The following is a 1,249-nucleotide window of genomic DNA, read 5'->3' as shown; positions in this document are numbered from 1 at the left end:
TGATCTGACCCCGAAATGTTGGACGCCTTCTATGCCCGCCGTGCTTGAGTCCTGTATTCCACAGGGCTCAGGCCACTTAGCTTCAGCCTGATTCGCGAATGATTGTAGTAGTGTATGTAGTCCTCTATACCTGCTTCAAGCTCATCGAGACTGTTGAATTTGTTCAGGTAAAAGAACTCGGATTTCAACGTGCCAAAAAAGCTTTCCATAGCCGCATTGTCATAGCAATTTCCTTTGCGGGACATGCTTGGCTTTACCGCACGCTCGTTCAGCACGCGGCGGTAGATAGGCATCCGGTACTGCCATCCTTGGTCGGAATGCAAGATTGGTTTATCGCGTGGCCGCAGCCTCTCAAAAGCTTGCCGTAGCATTGCACCAACCATGTCGAACAGCGGGCGCCTAGCGGTCTTGAAGGCGATTATTTCGCCGTTATAGAGGTCAAGGATCGGCGAGAGATAAAGCTTCTGCCCCCCGACCCGAAACTCCGTCACATCGGTTACCCATTTCTGGTTCGGTCGTTTGGCATCGAACTTCCGTTTCAGCAGGTTCGGCGCTACCTGACCCTCTTCGCCTCTGTAGGCCCGGTATTTCTTTATGCGCACACGGCTTTTCAACTGAAGCTCGCCCATGAGGCGCTGAACAGTCTTGTGGTTCACGAGGTGGCCAGCTCGCCGAACGGCAGCAGTGATACGGCGATAGCCATATCGGCCCTTGTGCTCGTCGAAAATTGAGCAAATTCTGGACTTCAGCTCCGCGTATTTATCAACGGATTGCTGCACCTTTTGTTGATAATAAAAAGTGCTACGGGCCAGGCCAGCCAATTTCAGAAGGCCTTCCAGAGAGTGCTCCTGCCTCAGTTCAATCACGATTTGCGCTTTTTCCGCTGCGCTGCTCGTTCCTTCGCTTGAACCAAGGCATCGAGCTTTTTTAAATAAGCAATTTCCATCCGCAACTGGCTCAATTCGGCCAGCAAATCATCACGCGTACGAGCTTCATCGTCCGAAGATTCAAGCTGAATGGACGGGATGGGGTTTGTCATTTTTTTGTGAAGTCCGCTTCCTGGCTGCCGGGACAAGGCCTCCAAACCGCCTTCATCATACCTGCGTTCCCATTCGCCAATGATGTCGGATTTCCGGATATCAAACAGGGCAGCGACTTGGCGATAGGACAGCTCTTCCTCTCGCATACGCTGCAATACATTCAGCTTGAACTCAGGGCTGTAGTTCTTCTTTCTCTTACTTTTGAGGCC

Annotated in this window: 1 pseudogene; it reads right to left on the bottom strand. The window is 51.6% G+C overall.

What is annotated here, in order from left to right:
* Window positions 1–29 precede the first annotated feature (29 nt).
* Window positions 30–1,249, bottom strand: a pseudogene (locus AACY31_RS28715) (IS3 family transposase); the annotation flags it as partial.

It is taken from the genome of Pseudomonas sp. RL_105y_Pfl2_101, assembly GCF_963970585.1.
GTDB lineage: Bacteria > Pseudomonadota > Gammaproteobacteria > Pseudomonadales > Pseudomonadaceae > Aquipseudomonas.
The sequence above is the reverse complement of the archived record's forward strand: the minus strand, read 5'-3'. Positions and strand labels throughout refer to the sequence as shown.